This is a genomic window from Yeosuana aromativorans, from assembly GCF_014646655.1.
Taxonomy (GTDB): domain Bacteria; phylum Bacteroidota; class Bacteroidia; order Flavobacteriales; family Flavobacteriaceae; genus Yeosuana; species Yeosuana aromativorans.
This window is the reverse complement of record NZ_BMNR01000003.1, coordinates 1-19,737: the sequence shown is the minus strand read 5'-3', so window position 1 is coordinate 19,737 and position 19,737 is coordinate 1. Positions and strand designations below refer to the sequence as shown.

Here is a 19,737-nt window from a genome sequence, read left to right as displayed (position 1 = left end):
CAAACGAAGTTAGTCAATTTTTCTTACAAAGCCAATAAAGCCTATTGAAAAATAGTGCTAACCCAAATTCAAATTCCCGTTCAGCTCATCAATATAGCTTAACACAGCGTCTTTCCCAATATCTTTTGAGGATGAGGTAATAAAATAATTGGGCATGTCTTCCCAAGTTTCAAGTAGAATGGTTTTGTAATCTTCTATGTGGTTTTCTATGGCCTTTGGTTTTAATTTATCGGCTTTTGTAAATACAATTGAAAACGGAATATTGTTTTCGCCCAGCCATTGCATAAACTCCAAATCAATGGGTTGGGGATCATGCCGAATATCAACAAGCACAAAAGCAGATACCAATTGTTCACGTAAACTAAAATATTGTGTAATGAATTTTTGAAATGTTTTTTTCGCGCTTTTTGAAACCTTGGCATAGCCATAACCGGGTAAGTCCACCAAGAACCAATTTTTATTGATTAAAAAATGATTGATAAGTTGCGTTTTTCCTGGTTTTCCTGATGTTTTTGCCAAACTTTTTCTTCCCGTCAGCATATTGATAAGCGAAGACTTGCCCACGTTACTTCTGCCAATAAAAGCATATTCGGGCAACCTGTTTTTTGGGCATTTTGCCACATCAGAATTGCTCATTACAAATTCAGCAGATTTAATTTGCATGTGTTTTTTTTGAAATTAAAAATTTCTAGCGTTTAACCAGCCTTCTAGTATGTTGTTAAACTCCTCAGGATGTTCCATCATAGCGGCATGGCCACATTTATCAATCCAGAACAAATCTGCATCAGGTAACAAATTATTGAATTCTTCAGCAACCTCTGGCGGTGTAACGGTATCATTTTTACCCCAAATAATGCAGGTTGGCGTTGTCATTTTTGGCAAATCCTTGGCCATATTGTGCCTGATGGCACTTTTGGCTATTGCCAGTGTTTTTATAAGTTTGTTTCTATCGTTAACAGTAGCGTAAACTTCGTCAACAATTTCTTTGGTCGCCACCTTTGGATCATAAAATACATCTTGGGATTTCTTTTTTATAACCTCATAATCACTCCGTTTGGTGTAACCGCCTCCCATGGCACTTTCGTAAAGCCCTGAACTTCCGGTAATGACCAATGCCTTGATTTTTTCTGGATACAGCTTTGTATGATACAGGCCTATGTGTCCGCCTAGTGAATTTCCCAATAAAATAACTTGGTCCAACTCTTTAAATGCAATGAAATCATGCAAGTATTTGGCAAAGCTTTTTACATTGGTTTTAAGCAATGACATCTCATAAATAGGTAACTCTGGTATGATGACTTTATAGCCTTTTGTACTGAAATATTTAGTTACAGAATCAAAATTACTCAATCCGCCCATCAGCCCATGCAACACTATAATAGGAGTGCCTTCCCCTGCCTCAATATAACTGTAATTTTTTTCCTTTTTTAAAAGATGCATTCTAAAAATAGTTGGTCATTTCCTTAAAAACAAATATAGTTATTTCATTCATATTTCAATGGTTTTAAATGAATTCTAAGCACAATTAATGAATGAATAGATGTTAACAATTAAAATTGGTTTATCAGAAATTTCATAACCCATTGAAAACAAGTATTTAAGTGGTTTTAGTATGGTCAAAATCGAATGATAGCTGCGTTTAATCGAAAAATTATCAACAAAGTGGTATAAAGTGGTAAAATGTGGTAAAATTTTCAATATATTTGAATCTTAAAGGCAAAAAACGTAACCAGCTGTTTTGAATTCACTTATAGGAACATATGAATGTAAAGTAGACGTCAAAGGTAGACTTATGATGCCTGCTGCCTTAAAGAAGCAATTGAATCCTGTCTTGCAAAATGGTTTTGTGTTAAAGCGTGCGGTCTTTCAGCCTTGTTTGGAATTGTACCCCATGAGTGAATGGGAGATTTTGATGCAAAAAATGAACAAGCTCAATAAGTTTAAGAAGAAAAACAATGATTTTATTAGACGGTTTACCGCTGGTGTAAAAATTGTTGAAATCGATTCCAATGGCCGTTTATTGATACCTAAGGACTTGACGGTCTTTGCCGATATTTCAAAAAACATTGTGGTGTCTTCGGCCATAAACATCATTGAGATATGGGATAAAGATAAGTATGAACAAGCTATTGATGATGCTGCGGAAGATTTTGCTGATTTGGCTGAAGAGGTAATGGGACAAGATGATGATGACCATGGAATATCATAATCCAGTACTGCTCAAAGAGACTGTAAAAGGTTTAAATATAAAAGAAGACGGTGTTTATGTTGATGTGACTTTTGGAGGCGGAGGTCATAGCAAGGAGATATTAAAACATTTGGGTGATACCGGAAAACTGTTTGCTTTTGACCAAGATCAAGACGCTCTTGAAAATACGATTGATGATGGGCGGTTTACGTTAATCAATGAAAATTTTAGACACATAAAACGGTTTTTACGGTTTTATGGGGTTAAGGAAGTAGATGGTATTTTGGCCGATTTTGGAGTGTCTTCCCATCAATTTGATGTGGCAGAACGCGGATTTTCAACGCGCTTTGAAGCCGATTTGGATATGCGGATGAATCAGAAAAACCAATTGTCTGCTTATCATGTGGTCAATGACTATGATGAAGAGCAATTGAAAAACGTGTTTTCACAATACGGAGAATTAAGAGCGGCATCGGCCATGGCGAAAGTGATACTTGAAAATAGAAAGGAAAACCCAATAAAAACAAGTGAGCAGCTTAAAAACGTGCTTAAAAAGTTTTTGCCACCAAGACATGAAAATAAAGTATTGGCCCAGATATATCAAGCTATTCGAATAGAAGTGAACCAAGAAATTGAAGCATTGAAAGAGTTTTTACAACAAACGCCTGAGCTTTTAAAAAAAGGAGGAAGGTTAAGCGTGATATCCTATCATTCATTGGAAGATAGGTTGGTAAAACGCTTTATAAGAAATGGATTGTTTGAAGGGGAACCAGAACGTGATGTGTACGGAAATTTTGAGGTGCCTTTAAAAAAAGTGAATGGTCTTATTGTGCCATCTCAAGACGAGATAAACAGTAACAGCAGGGCGAGAAGCGCCAAACTTAGAATTGCCGAGAAACTATAAAAATGAAAAAAAGTATTTATAGCATCTTAAAAGGAACCTTTTTGGTGAGTGATGATTCTTTTAAAAACTGGAGAATAATCATTTTCATATCGGTATTGGCGATAGTTATGATAGCTAGCTCGCATAGTGCTGATAAAAAAGTATATGAAATTGCAAGATTAAAAAATGAGGTTAAGGAAATGCGGTCGGCATTTGTTGATGGGCGTTCAAAACTCATGCGGCTTAAAATGGAATCGGAAGTTGCTGAGGTCATGAAAGAAAAAGGGATTGTGCCATCGGAGATTCCACCAAAGAAAATAAAAGTTAAATCGCAAAAACAATAGAGAGGTTTGGTAACAAACGAAAAACACATATTAAACAGATTGTATTTCACGGCAGGGTGTATGTTCCTGTTCTGTGTTGCGGTTGTATTTAAATTGGTGACTATTCAGTTTGCTCAAGGTGATAAATATAGGGCGATGGCAGAACAACGTATTGTTAAAAATGTTGTCATCCCGGCTAATCGTGGAAATGTGTATTCAGCCAACGGAAATCTATTGGCGACCTCAATTCCAAAATATGATATCAGAATAGACGCCGTGACACCGTCTGCCAAAACATTTGAGAAATACTTAAAACCGCTGTGTGATTCCCTGTCAGGGTATTTAGGAAATTCATCAGCGTATTATCAAAACCAGATACGAAAAGCAAGGGCCAATAAAAACCGATATCATCTGTTGGCAAGAAACATTGGCTATTCTGATTATATAAGGATGCGAGACTTCCCATTGTTAAATCTAGGTGCTTACAAAGGTGGTTTGATTGTTGAGCAGCATACCAAGCGTGAACATCCTATGGGCGGTATTGCCCAGCGCACCATTGGCTATGAGCGTGTTGATGACGATGGTAATGTAACCCGGCCTGGTATTGATGGGGCTTTTGGGGTTAAATACTTAAGAGGTACAGATGGCAGACGTGCCAAACAGCAAATAGGTAAAGGACAATGGAAACCCATTGCAGACTACAATCAAATAGAGCCACAAGATGGTTATGATGTTTATACAACCATAGATGTTAACATTCAGGATATTGCCCATCATGCGTTATTGGAGCAGTTGGAAAAATATAAGGCAGATCATGGGTGTGTGGTGGTTATGGAAACCAAAACAGGCGAGATAAAAGCCATATCAAATTTAGGACGGAATAGTGAAGGTTACTATTATGAGCGATTAAATTATGCGGTTGGAGAACGACAGGAGACTGGTTCAACATTTAAGTTAATGTCTGTTACGGCTGCGCTTGAAGATAAAGTGCTAGATACCACAGATATAGTAGATACGGAAAATGGTGTTTTAACGTTCTACGGAAAAAAAGTTCGCGATTCCCATCATGGCGGTTATGGAAAAATCACTGTGGCACAGGCTTTTGAAGTGTCTTCAAATACCGGTATTGTAAAAGCGATTGATAGAGCGTATTCCAAAAATCCAGAGAAGTTTGTGGATAGGTTATACGCCATGAATTTAAATAAAAAGTTGGATTTGCCCATTCTTGGAGAACCAAGTCCCATTATTCCAGATCCAAGAATAAAAAATGGCCGATGGAGTGGTATTGCTTTGCAGTGGATGGCATATGGTTATGGCGTGTCCTTTACACCTTTGCAAATGCTCACTTTTTATAATGCCATTGCCAATGATGGTGAAATGGTGAAACCTCAATTTTTGAAAGAAGTAAGAGAGTTTGATAAAACCATTGTGCCATTTAAAAAAGAAGTTATCAATCCTCATATTTGTTCAAAAGAGACGATTGCCAAAGTTCAGCAATTACTCAAGAATGTTGTCGAGCAAAAGCACGGTACGGGACACAGATTGTACTCAAAGAACTTCTCCATGGCCGGAAAAACAGGTACCTGCCAAAAAAACTATGCTAAAAAAGACAAGTTAAGTTATATATCATCTTTTGCAGGATATTTCCCGGCCGATAATCCTAAGTACTCATGCATTGTGGTCATTCATGAACCCGATAAAAGTGTGGGGTATTATGGTGCTGATGTATCGGGCCCTGTGTTCAAAAAAATTGCCCAAAAAATATTTACAGATACGCCAATTATTGATGAGGTGGAATCTTTGGATGTTGACCGTAAATCAACAGACCAAGAATTTGAAGCATTTTACGATATCGCTAAAACCTATAAAACCATTATGCCCAGCGTAGTGGGCTTGCCAACAATGGATGCCGTTTCGCTTTTAGAGAATATGGGGCTTAAAGTGAAGATGAATGGCGTTGGTATTGTAAAAAGACAATCCATTGAACAAGGTGAAAAAATAAAGAAAAATCAAACCATAGTACTCGACGTATCATGATGGCACTAAAAGACATATTGTATAAAGTTACTATCAACGCTGTTGTAGGTAGCACGTCTGTTGGTATTAATGCTATCCAGTTTGATTCAAGACGTATTGAAAGTAATGATGTTTTTGTGGCCATTAAAGGTAGTGTGGTTGATGGACATGATTTTATTGATCAGGTTATTGAAAAAGGAGTTGTGGCCATAATTTGTGAAACATTACCTAGCAATTTACAAAGCGGCATCACCTATATAGAAGTAGAGAATTCAGCAAAGGCTTTGGCTTTTATGGCTTCCAATTATTATGGCGTGCCTTCTGAAAATTTAAAACTAGTAGGAGTTACTGGTACCAATGGTAAAACAACTGTAGCCACTTTACTGTATCAACTTTTCAAAAAGGCTGGATTTAAAGTAGGATTGCTTTCTACTGTAAAAATAATGGTTGATAGTAAAGAGTATAAAGCAACCCACACCACACCAGATTCTTTGACCATTAATAAGTATTTGAAGGAAATGAGCAATGTGGGCGTTGAGTTTTGTTTTATGGAGGTCAGTTCCCACGGCATTCATCAGCATAGAACAGAAGGTTTGTATTTTACAGGAGGCATTTTCACCAATATAACCCATGACCATTTAGATTATCACAAGACCTTTGCCGAATATAGAGATGTCAAGAAATCATTTTTCGATAACCTGCCTGCTTCAGCTTTTGCTTTGGTGAATGTTGATGATAAAAACGGGCTGGTCATGCTTCAAAATACACAAGCAAAAAAATACACATATGCTTTAAAGACCTATGCAAATTACAGAGTCCAAATATTGGAAAATGAGTTTGGTGGGTTGTTATTGAAGATTAATGAAAGTGAAGTGTGGACTCGACTTATTGGAAATTTTAATGCCTACAACATATTGGCTATTTATGGAACGGCTGAATTATTAGGACTTGATAAACAAGAGATTTTACAATTGATAAGTGCTTTGGAAAGTGTGAGTGGTCGCTTTCAATATTTGATTTCTGATGAAAAAATCACTGCTATTGTGGATTATGCGCACACCCCTGATGCCCTTAAAAATGTATTGGAAACCATCAATAGCATTCGTACCAAAAACGAAGAGCTGATTACCGTTGTTGGCTGTGGAGGCGATAGGGATAAAACCAAGCGCCCTAAAATGGGGCATATAGCCACAGAGTTAAGTACCAAGGTCATTTTTACTAGTGACAATCCGCGCAGTGAAGAACCGGAAACCATTATTAGTGATATTGAAAAAGGCGTAGAGCCACAACATGCCAAAAAAGTGCTGTCAATAGTTGATAGAAAGCAAGCCATTAAAACAGCCTGTCAATTGGCGCAACCAAATGATATCATTCTCATTGCGGGAAAAGGTCATGAAACTTATCAAGAAATTAAAGGAGAACGATTTGATTTTGACGACTTAAAAATAGTTCAGGAATTTTTAAAACAATTACAAAAATAGATGCTGTATTACTTATTTGAATATTTAGAAAAGCAATTTCAATTTCCTGGAGCGTCCCTTTTTGGGTTCTTAACCTTTAGGGCGGCCTTTGCCATGATTTTATCATTGCTTATTTCTACTATTTATGGTAAACGAATCATTCGGTTTTTACAAAAACAACAAGTAGGTGAAACCATCAGGGATTTGGGTCTTCATGGGCAACAAGAAAAAGCCGGCACACCAACCATGGGAGGAATCATCATCATTCTGGCAACATTAATCCCCGTTTTTTTACTGGCTAAATTAGAGAACATTTATGTGATTTTACTTATTGTAACAACTCTTTGGATGGGAACCATCGGCTTTATTGATGATTATATCAAAAAATTCAAAAAAGATAAAGAAGGACTCAAAGGGAGATTTAAGGTTTTGGGACAAGTAGGTTTAGGTATCATCATTGGTGCCAGTTTGTATTTCAACAGCAATGTGACTATTAAGGAAAAACTGCCTGCTCAAGTTCAACAAGAAATCTTAGCTAAAGATCCAAAGGTGTCACCATCAAAACTTTTTAAGGACGAAGAAAAATCAACCAAAACAACCATTCCTTTTGTTAAAGGTAATGAATTTGATTATGCAGAATTGATAACCTGGATAAACCCTGGATTACAAAAATATGCTTGGGTCATTTTCATTTTGGTAGCCATTTTTATCATCACAGCCGTTTCCAACGGAGCCAATTTAACAGACGGTATTGACGGTCTGGCTGCAGGAACTTCAGCCATCATTGTACTCACTTTAGGGATTTTCGCATGGATTTCGGGTAATATCATTTTTTCAGATTACCTCAATATTATGTATATCCCAAGAGTGGAAGAAATCACCATTTACATCGCCGCTTTTGTAGGTGCTCTTGTAGGATTCCTTTGGTACAATACCTATCCGGCCCAGGTTTTTATGGGCGATACAGGAAGTTTAACCATTGGAGGCATTATAGCGGTCATAGCTATTGCTGTGAGAAAAGAGTGGCTGATTCCCGTGCTGTGTGGGATATTTTTAGCCGAAAATTTATCGGTGGTCATGCAAGTGAGTTACTTTAAATATACCAAGAAAAAATACGGTGAAGGAAGGCGCATTTTTAAAATGTCACCGCTGCACCATCATTACCAAAAGTTAGGATATCATGAAAGTAAAATAGTAACCCGTTTTTGGATTGTTGGCATTTTATTGGCCATAATTTCTATTGTGACTTTGAAAATAAGATAAATGAAGCGGTTAGTCATTTTAGGAGGCGGAGAAAGCGGTGTAGGAACCGCGCTTTTGGGAAAGAAAAAAGGTTTTGAAGTATTTGTTTCCGATAAAGGGAATATTAAAGGAAAATATAAAGAAGTTCTTATACATAATGAGATTGAATGGGAAGAAGGCCAGCATACAGAATCAAAAATTCTGAATGCAGACCTAGTAATGAAAAGTCCCGGCATACCTGATAAGGTAGCCTTGGTAAAACAAATCAGGGAACAAGGGATTTTAGTGGTTTCTGAAATTGAATTTGCGGCCCAATTTACCAAAGCAACCATAGTCGGTATAACGGGAAGTAATGGCAAAACAACCACGGCAACATTAACGCATCATATTTTAAGTCAACAATTAGAAGTGGGTTTGGCCGGAAATATAGGCGATAGTTTTGCCAAGCAGATTCTTGAAAAAGATTACACAAACTATGTGTTGGAAATCAGCAGTTTTCAATTGGATGATATAGTTGATTTTAAACCGCATATAGCAGTCATTACAAACATTACACCCGATCATTTGGACCGATATGATTACAAGTTCGAGAATTATATCGCTTCAAAATTCAGAATAGCAAAAAATCAGACAAAAGCCGATTTTTTAATATATGATGCTGATGATCCAGTTATTGACAATTGGTTACAAATGCACCCAGTTCAATCCACATTATTGCCATTTTCATTAACAAAACCTATTGAAAACGGCGCGTATTTAGACAATAATAAAATAAAAATAACAATAGATAACAATCAAATAATCATGCCAACAACAAATCTAGCATTAGAAGGAAAACACAATATTAAGAACGCCATGGCTGCCTCAACAGTAGCCCATTTATTAAAGATTAGAAAGCAAACCATCAGGGAAAGTCTAGAGAATTTTCAAGGCGTAGAACACCGCTTGGAGCATGTGTTAAAAATCAACAAGGTACAATATATTAACGATTCAAAGGCAACCAATGTTAATGCAACCTATTATGCTTTGGAAAGTATGGAAACCCCAACCGTTTGGATTGTTGGCGGTCAAGATAAAGGCAATAATTATGAAGAGCTGTTTTCGTTTGTAAATGAAAAGGTCAAGGCTATTATCTGCCTAGGGGTTGATAATGAAAAATTGCTCAATACGTTTGGGAACATGGTTGATATCATTGTTGAAACACAGTTTATGAGCGAAGCGGTTAAGATTGCTTATAAAATAGCAGAAGCAGGGGATACCGTATTGTTGTCTCCGGCTTGTGCCAGTTTTGATTTGTTTGAAAACTATGAAGATAGGGGTCGCCAATTTAAAGAAGCCGTAAGAAATTTGTAAAAAAGAACAATAGTAAAGACATCTATGCAAGCACTGTTTAAAAACATAAAGGGAGATCGGTTAATTTGGGCAATTGTAGCCTTGTTGGCCATATTTTCATTTCTTCCGGTTTATAGTGCGGCTAGTAATTTGGCCTATTCTGGTGGGAATACCAGTACGTTTGCATTTTTTGTTAAACATTTTATGCATTTGTTTTTAGGGTTTGCCATCATGTATGGAGTGCATAAGATTCCGTACAGGTATTTTAGGGGGTTATCTTTAATTATGATTCCAATTGTTTTGGTTTTGTTGGTTGTTACCATGTTTCAAGGAATCACTATTGAAGGCGCAAACGCAAGTAGATGGATTCAAATCCCCATAGTAGGCATGTCATTTCAAACATCAACCTTGGCGTCTGTTGTTTTAATGGTATATGTGGCTAGGTATATGTCAAAAATACAAGATAAAGAGATCACATTTAAGGCGTCCATCTTGCCCCTGTGGGTGCCTGTTTTTTTAGTATTGGTTTTAATTTTGCCGGCCAATTTATCAACAGCAGCCATTATGTTTGTTATGGTGGTCATGTTGGTATTTATTGGAGGTTATCCCATACGGTATTTATTGTCAATTTTAGGAATGGGTATTTTGTGTTTGGCCTTATTTGTGTTGGTTGCAAAAGCATTTCCTGATGCTATGCCCAATAGGGTTGACACGTGGATGAGCCGATTGGAAAGTTTTACCAACGATGATGATACAGAAGCCGATTATCAAATAGAAAAAGCAAAAATAGCTATTGCCACTGGTTATATTCAAGGAGTCGGCCCTGGTAAGAGTATTCAAAAGAACTTTTTGCCTCAGTCTTCATCCGATTTTATTTTCGCTATTATCATTGAGGAGTACGGGTTGATAGGCGGGATATCCATAATCATTTTATATATGTGGTTGCTGTTTAGAATCGTGATTGCGGCTCAAAAGGCTGATACCGTTTTTGGTAAATTATTGGTGCTTGGTGTGGGGCTTCCTATTGTATTTCAGGCCTTGATCAATATGGCCGTGGCGGTGGAATTGTTTCCAGTTACGGGACAAACATTGCCGTTAATAAGTAGTGGAGGAACCTCAATCTGGATGACTTGTCTGGCCATTGGAATCATATTAAGCGTGAGTGCTAAACGTGAAGAAATTAAAGAGTTGGAAGATATAGAAGATAATCCGTTGGAAATTTTATCAGAAACCATTTAAAATTACGAGTTACGATTTTAGTAATACGATTGATGAAGCAAATATTAAAAAATAGAACAAAAAAATATGCATTAGATTGTTGGAATCTTTGCGTAAAGTTTCCAGTTTCAAGAGAGTATAACGCATTTTGTAATCAGTTAATTAGATGTTCAAGTTCAGTTGGAGCAAATTATAGGGCTGCGTGTAGGGCGAAATCTGATGCGGATTTTGTTAATAAATTAAAAATAGTAGAGGAAGAGGCAGATGAGAGTATGTATTTTTTAGAATTATTATTGGAAGTAAGTAATAAAGAGCATGAGGAAATAAAAAGATTGCATGCTGAAGGAAATGAATTATTGTCAATAATTGTTGCATCTATAAAAACGATGCGCAATCGTAAATCGTAAATTGAGAATCGTGAATCGTGAATCAAAAACATATAAAATAATTCTCTCAGGAGGTGGCACAGGTGGGCATATCTACCCAGCGATAGCTATTGCTAACGATTTGAAAAATCGCCTCCCAAATGCAGAGTTTTTGTTTGTTGGTGCTAAAGACCGAATGGAAATGGAAAAAGTGCCACAAGCAGGTTATGATATTAAAGGCTTATGGATTTCTGGTATTCAGAGAAAACTCACGCTAAAAAACCTTATGTTTCCATTTAAACTAATAAGTAGTTTATGGAATGCCAATAAAATAGTTAAGGCTTTTAAACCTGATGTGGCCATTGGTACAGGTGGATTTGCAAGCGGACCATTGTTATACATGGCGGCTTCAAAACATATTCCTTGCTTGATACAGGAACAAAATTCTTATCCGGGAATTACCAATAAACTTTTGGCTAAAAAGGTGCAAAAAATCTGTGTGGCTTATGATAATTTAGAGCGCTTTTTTCCAAGTGATAAAATTATAAAAACAGGAAATCCGGTTCGCCAGGATTTACTCAATATTGAAACAAAGACTGTAGAAGCCAAAGATTTTTTCAATCTAAAACACGGTAAATATACCTTGTTGGTTTTAGGGGGAAGTTTAGGAGCTAGAGCCATAAACGATTTAATTGAAAAAGAACTGGACTTTCTGGACACCCAAAATGTACAAGTTATTTGGCAATGTGGAAAACTGTATTATGAACAGTATAAAATTTACAATAACACCAAAGACATACAGGTGTATCCGTTTTTAAACAATATGGATTTTGCCTACGCTACATCTGATATTATTATTTCAAGGGCAGGAGCGAGTTCGGTTTCAGAATTGTGCATTGTTGGTAAACCGGTCATTTTTGTACCATCACCAAATGTGGCTGAGGACCATCAAACAAAAAATGCCATGGCTATTGTAAACAATGATGCTGCCATGATTATAAAAGAAGAAGATTTGGATGTTGATTTTGAAAATAAATTTTCGCAGTTAATCCAGTCACCAGAAAGGCAAAAGCAACTAGCAGCAAACATTAAAAAGCTGGCATTGGTAAATGCCACAAAAGATATAGTAGATGAAGTGGTTAAACTTCTAGAAAGATAATATGGACCTGAACAACATACATAACGTTTATTTTATAGGTATCGGAGGTATTGGTATGAGTGCCTTGGCACGATATTTTTATGTCAATAACAAGTATGTTGCAGGGTATGATAAAACATCAACTGAGTTAACAGATAGTTTAATATCCCAAGGCATTAGTGTTCATTTTGAGGATTCTATAAAACATATAGAGGAACGGTTTTTAAATCCGGATGACACTTTAGTGGTCTATACACCTGCCGTGCCTAAAAACCATAGCGAATTAGAATATTTTAAAGCCAATGGGTTTAATGTTTTAAAACGATCTGAAGTGCTTGGTTTGATTACAGAACACACGTTTTGTTTGGCAGTAGCCGGAACTCATGGAAAAACCACTACAACCAGTATTCTGGGCCATTTGTTGTTTGAATGTAATGTGCCAATGACCGCTTTTTTAGGAGGCATTAGTGAAAATTACAATTCAAATTTAATAATTAATGGAACCGAGGTTTCAGTGGTTGAAGCAGATGAATTTGACCGGTCATTTTTAACGCTGTCGCCAAATATTGCTTGTATTACCTCGATGGATGCTGATCATTTGGATATTTATGGCGATGCATCACAACTTAGGCAAGCTTTTAAGGATTTTTCTAAAAAAGTTAAAACAAACGGAAAACTATTTGTTAAAAATGGACTTGCACTACAAGGGGTTACATACGGAATTGAGGATGATTCTGATTATTCCATTCAAAATATTAAGATAAAAAATGGCACCTATGTTTTTGATGTTAAAACACCTAAAACAGTACTTGAAAATTTACAATTTAACCTGCCTGGTAGACATAATCTGTCGAATGCATTAATAGCCTTGGCGATGTCTGTAGAGTATGGGTGCCCTCACCAACAGCTCGCCAAGGCTTTAGCATCTTACACAGGGGTTAAAAGACGATTTACATATCATATAAAAACCGATGATTTTGTTTTTATAGATGATTATGCGCATCATCCGCAGGAAATAAATGCTGTTTATCAGGCTGTCAGGGAAATGTATCCTGACAAAAAAGTACTGGCTATTTTTCAGCCGCATTTATATAGCAGAACCCGGGATTTTGCAGATGAATTTGCCCTGAGTCTATCACAGTTTGATGAAATTATGTTACTGGACATTTATCCGGCAAGAGAATTGCCCATTGAAGGAATTACATCAGAATGGTTATTAAATAAAATACAAAATCCCAACAAACAGCTTATTAGCAAGGCGAATATGATGTCCAAAATACGCGCCAGTAAAGCACAGGTTTTGTTGACCATTGGAGCTGGTGATATAGGAGAAGAAGTTAAACATATTAAAAAGGAATTTAGCATTGCGAGTTAACTGGAACTACATAAAAATGATTGGTTTATTTGGCTTGGTAATATTTTTATTTGCCTTTGCCACAGTTAGAAATGAAACCCGTAAGGTGTCATCAATTGATATCCGTTTTGTAGGTGAGAATAATTTGTTTGTAACCCATGAGACTGTTAGTAAATTGTTAATACAAAATCACCATAGCGTTAAAAATTTGTCAAAAGAAACTTTAGATTTGAATCAGTTAGAGAATGCCCTAAATTCTAATCCAATGATCAAGTCAGCTGAAGTATATGTTACTGTAAATGGTGCAGTTAAGGCTGATATTGAACAAAAAACACCTATAGCTAGAGTAAGCACTACGGAGTCTTATTACATTGATGACGAAGGTTTTTATATGCCATTGTCATCTAATTTTACGGCTAGAGTGCCCATAGTGACCGGTTATGTAAAGAAGAACAATTTAAAAAACGTTTATACTGTTGCAAACAAAGTTAAAAATGATGATTTCCTAATGAAAAATGTTATAGAAATTCATCAAAACATAGATCAAACTATTAGCCTAAAACTTCGCCAGTGCGATTTCATAGTACAGGTGGGAACTATCAATTTTTTAAATAAAAAAATAAATAACCTTAAGGCGTTTTATCAAAAAAACCTACAGGATAAAACGCTAAACAATTACAGTAAAGTCAATTTACAGTTTGACAACCAAGTAGTATGTACCAAAATATAAGCCATGGAGCATAATATAGCAGTAGGATTAGACATAGGGACCACCAAGATTGTGGCCATGATAGGTCGTAAAAACGAATACGGCAAAGTAGAGATTTTAGGTATCGGAAAATCTAAGAGTCTAGGTGTTCACCGTGGTGTAGTAAACAATATTACACAAACCATTCAATCCATTCAGCAAGCGGTTTTGGAAGCAGAAGCCACTTCTGAAATTAAAATTGAAGGAGTCACCGTTGGTATTGCTGGACAACACATTCGCAGTTTGCAACATAGTGATTATATCACCAGAGCAAATTCTGAAACGGTGATTGATGATAATGATATTGATAAACTCATCAATCAGGTGCATAAGTTGGTCATGTTGCCTGGCGAGGAAATCATTCATGTCCTACCACAAGAGTATAAAGTAGATGGGCAGGCTGAAATTAAGGAACCTATTGGGATGTATGGCGGACGTTTGGAAGCTAATTTCCATGTAGTCGTTGGTCAAGTGTCATCCATCAGGAACATTGGCCGTTGCGTACAAAGTGCCGGATTGAATTTAGAAGGTATTACGTTAGAGCCTTTGGCATCTGCCAATGCGGTTTTAAGTCAAGAAGAAAAAGAAGCAGGTGTTGCGTTGATTGATATTGGAGGAGGAACCACTGATTTGGCCATCTTTAGAGATGGCATCATTCGTCACACTGCCGTGATTCCTTTTGGTGGTAACGTCATCACAGAAGATATCAAGGAAGGATGTTCCATTATTGAAAAACAAGCCGAGTTATTAAAAATAAAATTTGGTTCTGCTTGGCCAGGTGAAAATAAGGACAATGAAATCGTGTCCATTCCAGGGCTACGTGGTAGGGAACCCAAAGAGATTACCCTTAAAAATCTCTCAAAAATCATTCATGCGCGCGTTGTGGAAATCATTGAGCAAGTGTATGTTGAAATAAAAAATTACGGCCACGAAGAGCAAAAGAAAAAACTCATTGCAGGCATCGTGTTAACAGGTGGTGGTGCACAACTTAAGCATCTTAAACAGTTAGTTGAATACATCACAGGCATGGATACTAGAATTGGTTTTCCCAATGAGCATTTGGCTGGTGATAGTGATGATGATGTAACAAGCCCTTTGTTTGCCACAGCAGTAGGGTTGGTTCTTGATGGTTTAAAACGCCAAGAGAGAAAACGCGTTGAAAAAATTGAAGAAGAAAGACGGGAAGAGTTAAAACCAAATGAAATTATAGAGGAAAAGCCAATAAAAGAAAGACGTTCGTTTTTGGATAAGTTGACAGAACGCGTCAAGGACTTTTTAGATAATGCAGAGTAGAAAAAATAAACAAAACAAACCATCCATTGAACAATATAAAAGAAAAAATAGTATTAATACCAGTAAAACAGAATTTATGAGCAGCAAAAAAGAATTCGACAGTATAGCATTTGATTTACCAAAAAACCAATCGAATGTCATTAAAGTTATTGGTGTTGGCGGCGGCGGCAGCAATGCCATAAACCACATGTTCCAACAAGGCATTAAAGGCGTAGATTTTTATGTCTGTAATACCGATGCACAAGCACTTCAAAATAGTGGTGTGCCCAATAAAATTCAATTAGGAGTTAATTTAACAGAAGGATTAGGAGCTGGAGCTAATCCAGATATAGGAGAACAATCGGCATTAGAAAGTTTTGATGACATTACCCAAATGTTGGACACCAACACTAAGATGGTTTTCATCACAGCCGGAATGGGAGGAGGAACTGGTACAGGCGCTGCACCAATAATAGCTAAAATGGCTAAAGATTCTGATATCTTAACGGTTGGTATTGTAACCATGCCATTTCAGTTTGAAGGCAAAATGCGTATAGAACAAGCCCAAAAGGGAATTGAAAACCTTAGAAGTGTGGTAGATTCCTTAATTGTAATCAACAACAACAAGCTTCGTGAAGTTTACGGAAATCTGGGCTTTAAAGCTGGATTTTCAAAAGCCGATGAGGTGTTATCCACTGCTGCTCGTGGTATTGCCGAGGTTATAACACATCATTACACTCAAAATATTGACTTACGTGATGCCAAAACCGTATTGAGCAATAGTGGTACCGCCATTATGGGATCTGCTTTGGCATCAGGTCAAAACCGCGCACAAGAAGCCATTAGAAAGGCATTGGATTCGCCATTGCTAAATGACAACAAAATAACCGGAGCTAAAAACGTATTGCTGCTTATTGTTTCTGGTTCACATGAAATCACCATTGATGAGATTGGTGAAATCAATGATCATATCCAAAATGAAGCTGGTCATGGCGCCAATATTATCATGGGTGTTGGTGAAGATGAATCATTAGAGGAATCTATTGCAGTGACCATCATTGCAACGGGGTTTAATGTGGAGCAACAAGATGAAATTTCAAATACTGAAGCTAAAAAAGTAGTTCATTCACTAGAGGACCAAGACCTTAGTCCTAAGGATCGGGAGCCCATTATCATTGCTCCAACCATTGAGCTTGAGAAAAAAAATGAGCCAACAGTAACGAAACATGTTTTGGATATTGAAGAAGATACTTTCAATAAATCAGATGAAACAACCTCAAAAGATAATAAAACAAGCCAAGTTTCTAATGGAATGGATTTAATTCCAACTTCAGAGCTTATCAAAAACATACAAGTTGTTTATGATGAGGTAAAAGCAAATTTTGAAGAAGAGGATGATTTTATTATTAAGCCAGTTACAAGAATGTCTGCTCCAACAAAAATTGAAGATGAGGATATTGAGGAGGAAAAACAAATAACCTTGACATTTGATTTGCCACTGTCAAATAATAAAATTTCCAATGAAGAAAAAGACGATGTCATTGAACATAAGTTAGAAGACGAAGAAGTGAAGAAAATCCAGGTTAAGGATTATGTAGAGCTTATAACTGTTACCGAATCTAATGAAAAAGGAGACGTTAGATATGCCCTTGATGATTATGTTGAAGTAGAGTCTTCCATGAACAAAAAACAACCAAAAACCAAAGAGGAAACTTTGGAAGGTTTTGACCAAGAAGTCGTATTTGAAAAGAAAATAGTTGCAAAACAAACCGAAGAAGAAACCGGTCAAGACATTGATCCTGTAAACAGCCCTATTTCTGACATGTTAAAAGAGCGGGCAGCGGAGCGAAGACGTAAAATGAAGGATTTTAACTATAAGTTCAATAGTTCTAAAATTGATGATATAGAAAAAGTTCCGGCATACAAACGGCAAGGTGTTGATTTGAAAGAGGTCAAGCATTCTTCAGAAACAGATATGTCAAGAACCAGTATTGATTATGATGATAATGATGAAATCCAATTGAGAAGTAATAATTCGTTTTTGCACGATAATGTTGATTAGTACCAAGACAGTTTAGTACAAACGTCTTATAGGCCCAAAAAGTTTCCCTCAGCTTTTTGGGTTTTTTATATATTAAAAATTTAAGAAAGCAAAGGCAGAAAACATATTTCTTACTATCTTCGCAGCATCTTACAAAATCAAACCAAATGAGTTTACAAGATGATATCATGACGGCAATGAAGGTTGCCATGAAGGAAAAAAACACGACGGCTTTAACTGCCCTACGAGCAGTTAAATCGGCTATTTTATTAGCTCAGACTGAAAGTGGAGCCAAAGAAGAATTAACAACAGAACAAGAGCTTAAGATACTTCAAAAGCAAGTGAAACAGCGTAAAGATAGCGCTGCCGTTTATCTTGAACAAGGGCGTGAGGATTTGGCGCAACCTGAGTTGGCAGAAGCTGAGGTTATTGCCCAGTTTTTACCAAAGGCATTAAGTGATGAAGAAATAACCAAAGTAGTGGTAGAAACCATTCAAAAAACCGGCGCAGAGGGCATGAAAGATATGGGTAAAGTCATGGGGATTGTCAGTAAAGAGTTGGCAGGAAAGGCTGATGGAAAAACCATATCAAATATAGTAAAAGCAAAATTAGCATAAATAATAAAAAGATTCCTGCCGAGCAGGAATATGGCTGCGTAGTTCAACTGGATAGAATATCAGATTTCGGCTCTGAGGGTTGGGGGTTCGAATCCCTCCGCGGTCACAAACAAAGATTCAATTGGTTTCATTACCCCACAGTTTATTAGGAACTGTGGGGTTTTTGCTTTCAGTTGGGTCCGTTAAAGTTCGTTTAAGACCACTTATTTGTTTCACCATTGTTTCACCAAAACGTTAAAAAGTGGAAAAAGGCATGATAGTCCTCTTGCCAAAAGGCGAAGGTAGCCCATGACTTTTTTTTGGTTTGGGATGATTTGAACCGGTTTGATGTCAATTTTTTGTTCCACACATATTCATTCATTTTTTTAAATCTTTGAAGATTAATTATGGGAACAACACTCAAGTTTTACATCAAGGCCCCAAAAAGGGCTATCCTTTTTATGTCCGGATTGTCCACAACCGCAAAAGGCCGAGGGGAAGATCAGCCTGACCAGAATAAGGGGCTCAGAGATCAAGCATTGGGATGAAGGCATGCAAAGGTTCAGCACCAGGCAAAAGCATCTGTTGGAGCACAATATCCTGCTCAATGAGATGCAAAACGAATTCCATAACTACCTGAGGGCAAACTTGACAAACATGGCTGAGGTCACCCCGCACCAAATTGTGGACCACCTGCTGTCAAGGCAGCAGGATGAACATGTCACGGTCATTAATGCAGCCAACCAGTTTTATGAAAAGGCCATACTTCCGGATGTCGATAAGGCCCCTGGGACCAAAAGAATTATAGCCGTTGTTGTACACCGTTTTTTTATTCCACATTTTTAAGTTTTTCGTCAAACCAAACATCTTCGTAACCGTTTTTGTCAATTAAAAATCGATAACCAATGTCAAGTCCTAAATATTTTATTAATTCAGGTCGAATCTGTAGCAAATGTTCTGCACACATTGGTTTGAAAAAATCACCTGATTCCGAGTATTCTCCTGTCCAAATATACCAGCCTGTAGTTCCTTTTTCTTGCGGATGTCGTAATCCGTGAATTGGGTCAGAATTAGGGTCAGAACTAATTCCAACTTTCAGTTTTTTGTTAATCGGATTCCATTTAGATTCATATTTTTCGCAAACCTTTTTTTGTCGGTCAATATGCACATTCCATAAATTAAAATCTTCTAATAAGTTTTCGTCAGTTCTTAATTGGTGTTTCCAAAGTTTGACATTTTGTTTTGTAATCGGAAAATTGATTAGTGGATTATCCCATTGAAAAAGAATGTCTGATATTACGTCATCGTCCCAGTCAAAATGATCTTCTGTTATTAAGTCCCAAGCATAATTTTCAAAATCCTTTTCTCCAATTTCGCCATTCAGGTATTGGTCACATTTAGCAATTAAGTCAGAGCGTAATATTTTAATTTCTTTGTTCAATTTGTGTTTTTCTCAAATGTCTCGTCCTGAAATATGGCTACAGGTTAAAAATTGATTTACGCTGTTAATTTATATAACATATTCGGTGTTTTGAAATCTAAAGATAAGTGTAATCTTATT

The 19,737-nt window shown here is 36.8% G+C and carries 20 protein-coding genes and 1 tRNA gene; 18 read left to right on the top strand and 3 right to left on the bottom strand.

Translation table 11 applies throughout. The features are described from left to right. Nucleotides 1–57 precede the first annotated feature (57 nt). Complete coding sequence (gene yihA, locus IEW94_RS06975) at nt 58–663, bottom strand: ribosome biogenesis GTP-binding protein YihA/YsxC (RefSeq protein ID WP_188651408.1); 606 nt, start codon at nt 661–663, stop codon at nt 58–60. A 15-nt stretch (nt 664–678) separates the two neighbouring features. Next, on the bottom strand, nt 679–1,440 hold the full coding sequence (locus IEW94_RS06970) for an alpha/beta fold hydrolase (protein WP_188651406.1): 762 nt from the start codon (nt 1,438–1,440) through the stop codon (nt 679–681). A gap of 298 nt (nt 1,441–1,738) precedes the next feature. Between IEW94_RS06970 and mraZ the strand changes: the two genes are divergently transcribed. The 18 genes from mraZ (at nt 1,739) to IEW94_RS06880 (ending at nt 19,022) form a co-directional block, all read left to right on the top strand. Then, nucleotides 1,739–2,209 (top strand): division/cell wall cluster transcriptional repressor MraZ, encoded by a 471-nt coding sequence (gene mraZ / locus IEW94_RS06965; protein WP_188651404.1) that lies wholly within the window; start codon nt 1,739–1,741, stop codon nt 2,207–2,209. Next, nucleotides 2,196–3,092 (top strand): 16S rRNA (cytosine(1402)-N(4))-methyltransferase RsmH, encoded by an 897-nt coding sequence (rsmH, locus tag IEW94_RS06960; protein ID WP_188651402.1) that lies wholly within the window; start codon nt 2,196–2,198, stop codon nt 3,090–3,092. The genes mraZ and rsmH overlap by 14 nt, the downstream gene beginning before the upstream one ends. Before the next feature lie 2 nt (nt 3,093–3,094). Then, the gene (locus IEW94_RS06955) at nt 3,095–3,415 is read left to right on the top strand and encodes an FtsL-like putative cell division protein (protein WP_188651400.1); all 321 of its coding nucleotides are present in this window, start codon (nt 3,095–3,097) and stop codon (nt 3,413–3,415) included. 60 nt (nt 3,416–3,475) lie between these two features. Continuing rightward, nucleotides 3,476–5,431: a PASTA domain-containing penicillin-binding protein gene (locus tag IEW94_RS06950; RefSeq protein ID WP_188652177.1), complete on the top strand. Its 1,956-nt coding sequence runs from the start codon at nt 3,476–3,478 to the stop codon at nt 5,429–5,431. Next, on the top strand, nt 5,428–6,891 hold the full coding sequence (locus tag IEW94_RS06945) for a UDP-N-acetylmuramoyl-L-alanyl-D-glutamate--2,6-diaminopimelate ligase (protein ID WP_188651398.1): 1,464 nt from the start codon (nt 5,428–5,430) through the stop codon (nt 6,889–6,891). The genes IEW94_RS06950 and IEW94_RS06945 overlap by 4 nt, the downstream gene beginning before the upstream one ends. Beyond that, nucleotides 6,892–8,133: a phospho-N-acetylmuramoyl-pentapeptide-transferase gene (gene mraY / locus IEW94_RS06940; protein ID WP_188651396.1), complete on the top strand. Its 1,242-nt coding sequence runs from the start codon at nt 6,892–6,894 to the stop codon at nt 8,131–8,133. After that, nucleotides 8,134–9,465 (top strand): UDP-N-acetylmuramoyl-L-alanine--D-glutamate ligase, encoded by a 1,332-nt coding sequence (gene murD / locus IEW94_RS06935; protein WP_188651394.1) that lies wholly within the window; start codon nt 8,134–8,136, stop codon nt 9,463–9,465. A gap of 24 nt (nt 9,466–9,489) precedes the next feature. After that, nucleotides 9,490–10,683 carry an FtsW/RodA/SpoVE family cell cycle protein gene (locus IEW94_RS06930; protein ID WP_188651392.1) on the top strand — a complete coding sequence of 398 codons (1,194 nt, stop codon included), beginning with the start codon at nt 9,490–9,492 and terminating at the stop codon, nt 10,681–10,683. A gap of 32 nt (nt 10,684–10,715) precedes the next feature. Then, the gene (locus IEW94_RS06925; RefSeq protein WP_188651390.1) at nt 10,716–11,069 is read left to right on the top strand and encodes a four helix bundle protein; all 354 of its coding nucleotides are present in this window, start codon (nt 10,716–10,718) and stop codon (nt 11,067–11,069) included. 10 nt (nt 11,070–11,079) lie between these two features. Continuing rightward, on the top strand, nt 11,080–12,186 hold the full coding sequence (gene murG, locus IEW94_RS06920) for an undecaprenyldiphospho-muramoylpentapeptide beta-N-acetylglucosaminyltransferase (RefSeq protein WP_373286597.1): 1,107 nt from the start codon (nt 11,080–11,082) through the stop codon (nt 12,184–12,186). 1 nt (nt 12,187) lies between these two features. Then, the gene (murC, locus tag IEW94_RS06915; protein ID WP_188651388.1) at nt 12,188–13,540 is read left to right on the top strand and encodes a UDP-N-acetylmuramate--L-alanine ligase; all 1,353 of its coding nucleotides are present in this window, start codon (nt 12,188–12,190) and stop codon (nt 13,538–13,540) included. A gap of 16 nt (nt 13,541–13,556) precedes the next feature. Then, nucleotides 13,557–14,249 (top strand): cell division protein FtsQ/DivIB, encoded by a 693-nt coding sequence (locus IEW94_RS06910; RefSeq protein WP_308423686.1) that lies wholly within the window; start codon nt 13,557–13,559, stop codon nt 14,247–14,249. Nucleotides 14,250–14,252: 3 nt separating this feature from the next. Then, nucleotides 14,253–15,560: a cell division protein FtsA gene (ftsA, locus tag IEW94_RS06905; protein WP_188651384.1), complete on the top strand. Its 1,308-nt coding sequence runs from the start codon at nt 14,253–14,255 to the stop codon at nt 15,558–15,560. 76 nt (nt 15,561–15,636) lie between these two features. Then, the gene (gene ftsZ, locus IEW94_RS06900; protein WP_188651382.1) at nt 15,637–17,601 is read left to right on the top strand and encodes a cell division protein FtsZ; all 1,965 of its coding nucleotides are present in this window, start codon (nt 15,637–15,639) and stop codon (nt 17,599–17,601) included. 146 nt (nt 17,602–17,747) lie between these two features. Beyond that, complete coding sequence (locus tag IEW94_RS06895) at nt 17,748–18,197, top strand: GatB/YqeY domain-containing protein (protein WP_188651380.1); 450 nt, start codon at nt 17,748–17,750, stop codon at nt 18,195–18,197. 32 nt (nt 18,198–18,229) lie between these two features. Beyond that, a tRNA-Arg gene (locus IEW94_RS06890) sits at nt 18,230–18,303 on the top strand. 280 nt (nt 18,304–18,583) lie between these two features. Then, complete coding sequence (locus tag IEW94_RS06885; RefSeq protein WP_188651378.1) at nt 18,584–18,724, top strand: hypothetical protein; 141 nt, start codon at nt 18,584–18,586, stop codon at nt 18,722–18,724. Nucleotides 18,725–18,833: 109 nt separating this feature from the next. Beyond that, entirely contained in the window at nt 18,834–19,022 is a 189-nt protein-coding gene (locus IEW94_RS06880) for a hypothetical protein (protein ID WP_188651376.1), read from the top strand. Here IEW94_RS06880 and IEW94_RS06875 read toward each other — a convergent pair. Then, a complete protein-coding gene (locus tag IEW94_RS06875) occupies nt 19,006–19,617 on the bottom strand; it encodes an immunity protein Imm33 domain-containing protein (RefSeq protein ID WP_083677117.1) in 612 nt (203 codons plus the stop codon). The two genes, IEW94_RS06880 and IEW94_RS06875, sit on opposite strands and share 17 nt — an antisense overlap. Between the last annotated feature and the right edge of the window lie 120 nt (nt 19,618–19,737).

What these genes read in the sequence shown, in the direction of transcription:
- IEW94_RS06945 (WP_188651398.1), top strand. Translation starts at nt 5,428, where the DNA reads ATGATGGCACTAAAAGACATATTGTATAAAGTTACTATCAACGCTGTT.
- IEW94_RS06930 (WP_188651392.1), top strand. Translation starts at nt 9,490, where the DNA reads ATGCAAGCACTGTTTAAAAACATAAAGGGAGATCGGTTAATTTGGGCA.
- IEW94_RS06950 (WP_188652177.1), top strand. Translation starts at nt 3,476, where the DNA reads ATGTTCCTGTTCTGTGTTGCGGTTGTATTTAAATTGGTGACTATTCAG.
- IEW94_RS06970 (WP_188651406.1), bottom strand. Translation starts at nt 1,440, where the DNA reads ATGCATCTTTTAAAAAAGGAAAAAAATTACAGTTATATTGAGGCAGGG.
- rsmH (WP_188651402.1), top strand. Translation starts at nt 2,196, where the DNA reads ATGGAATATCATAATCCAGTACTGCTCAAAGAGACTGTAAAAGGTTTA.
- IEW94_RS06925 (WP_188651390.1), top strand. Translation starts at nt 10,716, where the DNA reads ATGAAGCAAATATTAAAAAATAGAACAAAAAAATATGCATTAGATTGT.
- IEW94_RS06880 (WP_188651376.1), top strand. Translation starts at nt 18,834, where the DNA reads ATGGCTGAGGTCACCCCGCACCAAATTGTGGACCACCTGCTGTCAAGG.
- IEW94_RS06895 (WP_188651380.1), top strand. Translation starts at nt 17,748, where the DNA reads ATGAGTTTACAAGATGATATCATGACGGCAATGAAGGTTGCCATGAAG.
- IEW94_RS06885 (WP_188651378.1), top strand. Translation starts at nt 18,584, where the DNA reads ATGGGAACAACACTCAAGTTTTACATCAAGGCCCCAAAAAGGGCTATC.
- IEW94_RS06955 (WP_188651400.1), top strand. Translation starts at nt 3,095, where the DNA reads ATGAAAAAAAGTATTTATAGCATCTTAAAAGGAACCTTTTTGGTGAGT.
- ftsA (WP_188651384.1), top strand. Translation starts at nt 14,253, where the DNA reads ATGGAGCATAATATAGCAGTAGGATTAGACATAGGGACCACCAAGATT.
- mraY (WP_188651396.1), top strand. Translation starts at nt 6,892, where the DNA reads ATGCTGTATTACTTATTTGAATATTTAGAAAAGCAATTTCAATTTCCT.
- IEW94_RS06910 (WP_308423686.1), top strand. Translation starts at nt 13,557, where the DNA reads ATGATTGGTTTATTTGGCTTGGTAATATTTTTATTTGCCTTTGCCACA.
- yihA (WP_188651408.1), bottom strand. Translation starts at nt 663, where the DNA reads ATGCAAATTAAATCTGCTGAATTTGTAATGAGCAATTCTGATGTGGCA.
- murC (WP_188651388.1), top strand. Translation starts at nt 12,188, where the DNA reads ATGGACCTGAACAACATACATAACGTTTATTTTATAGGTATCGGAGGT.
- ftsZ (WP_188651382.1), top strand. Translation starts at nt 15,637, where the DNA reads ATGAGCAGCAAAAAAGAATTCGACAGTATAGCATTTGATTTACCAAAA.
- murD (WP_188651394.1), top strand. Translation starts at nt 8,134, where the DNA reads ATGAAGCGGTTAGTCATTTTAGGAGGCGGAGAAAGCGGTGTAGGAACC.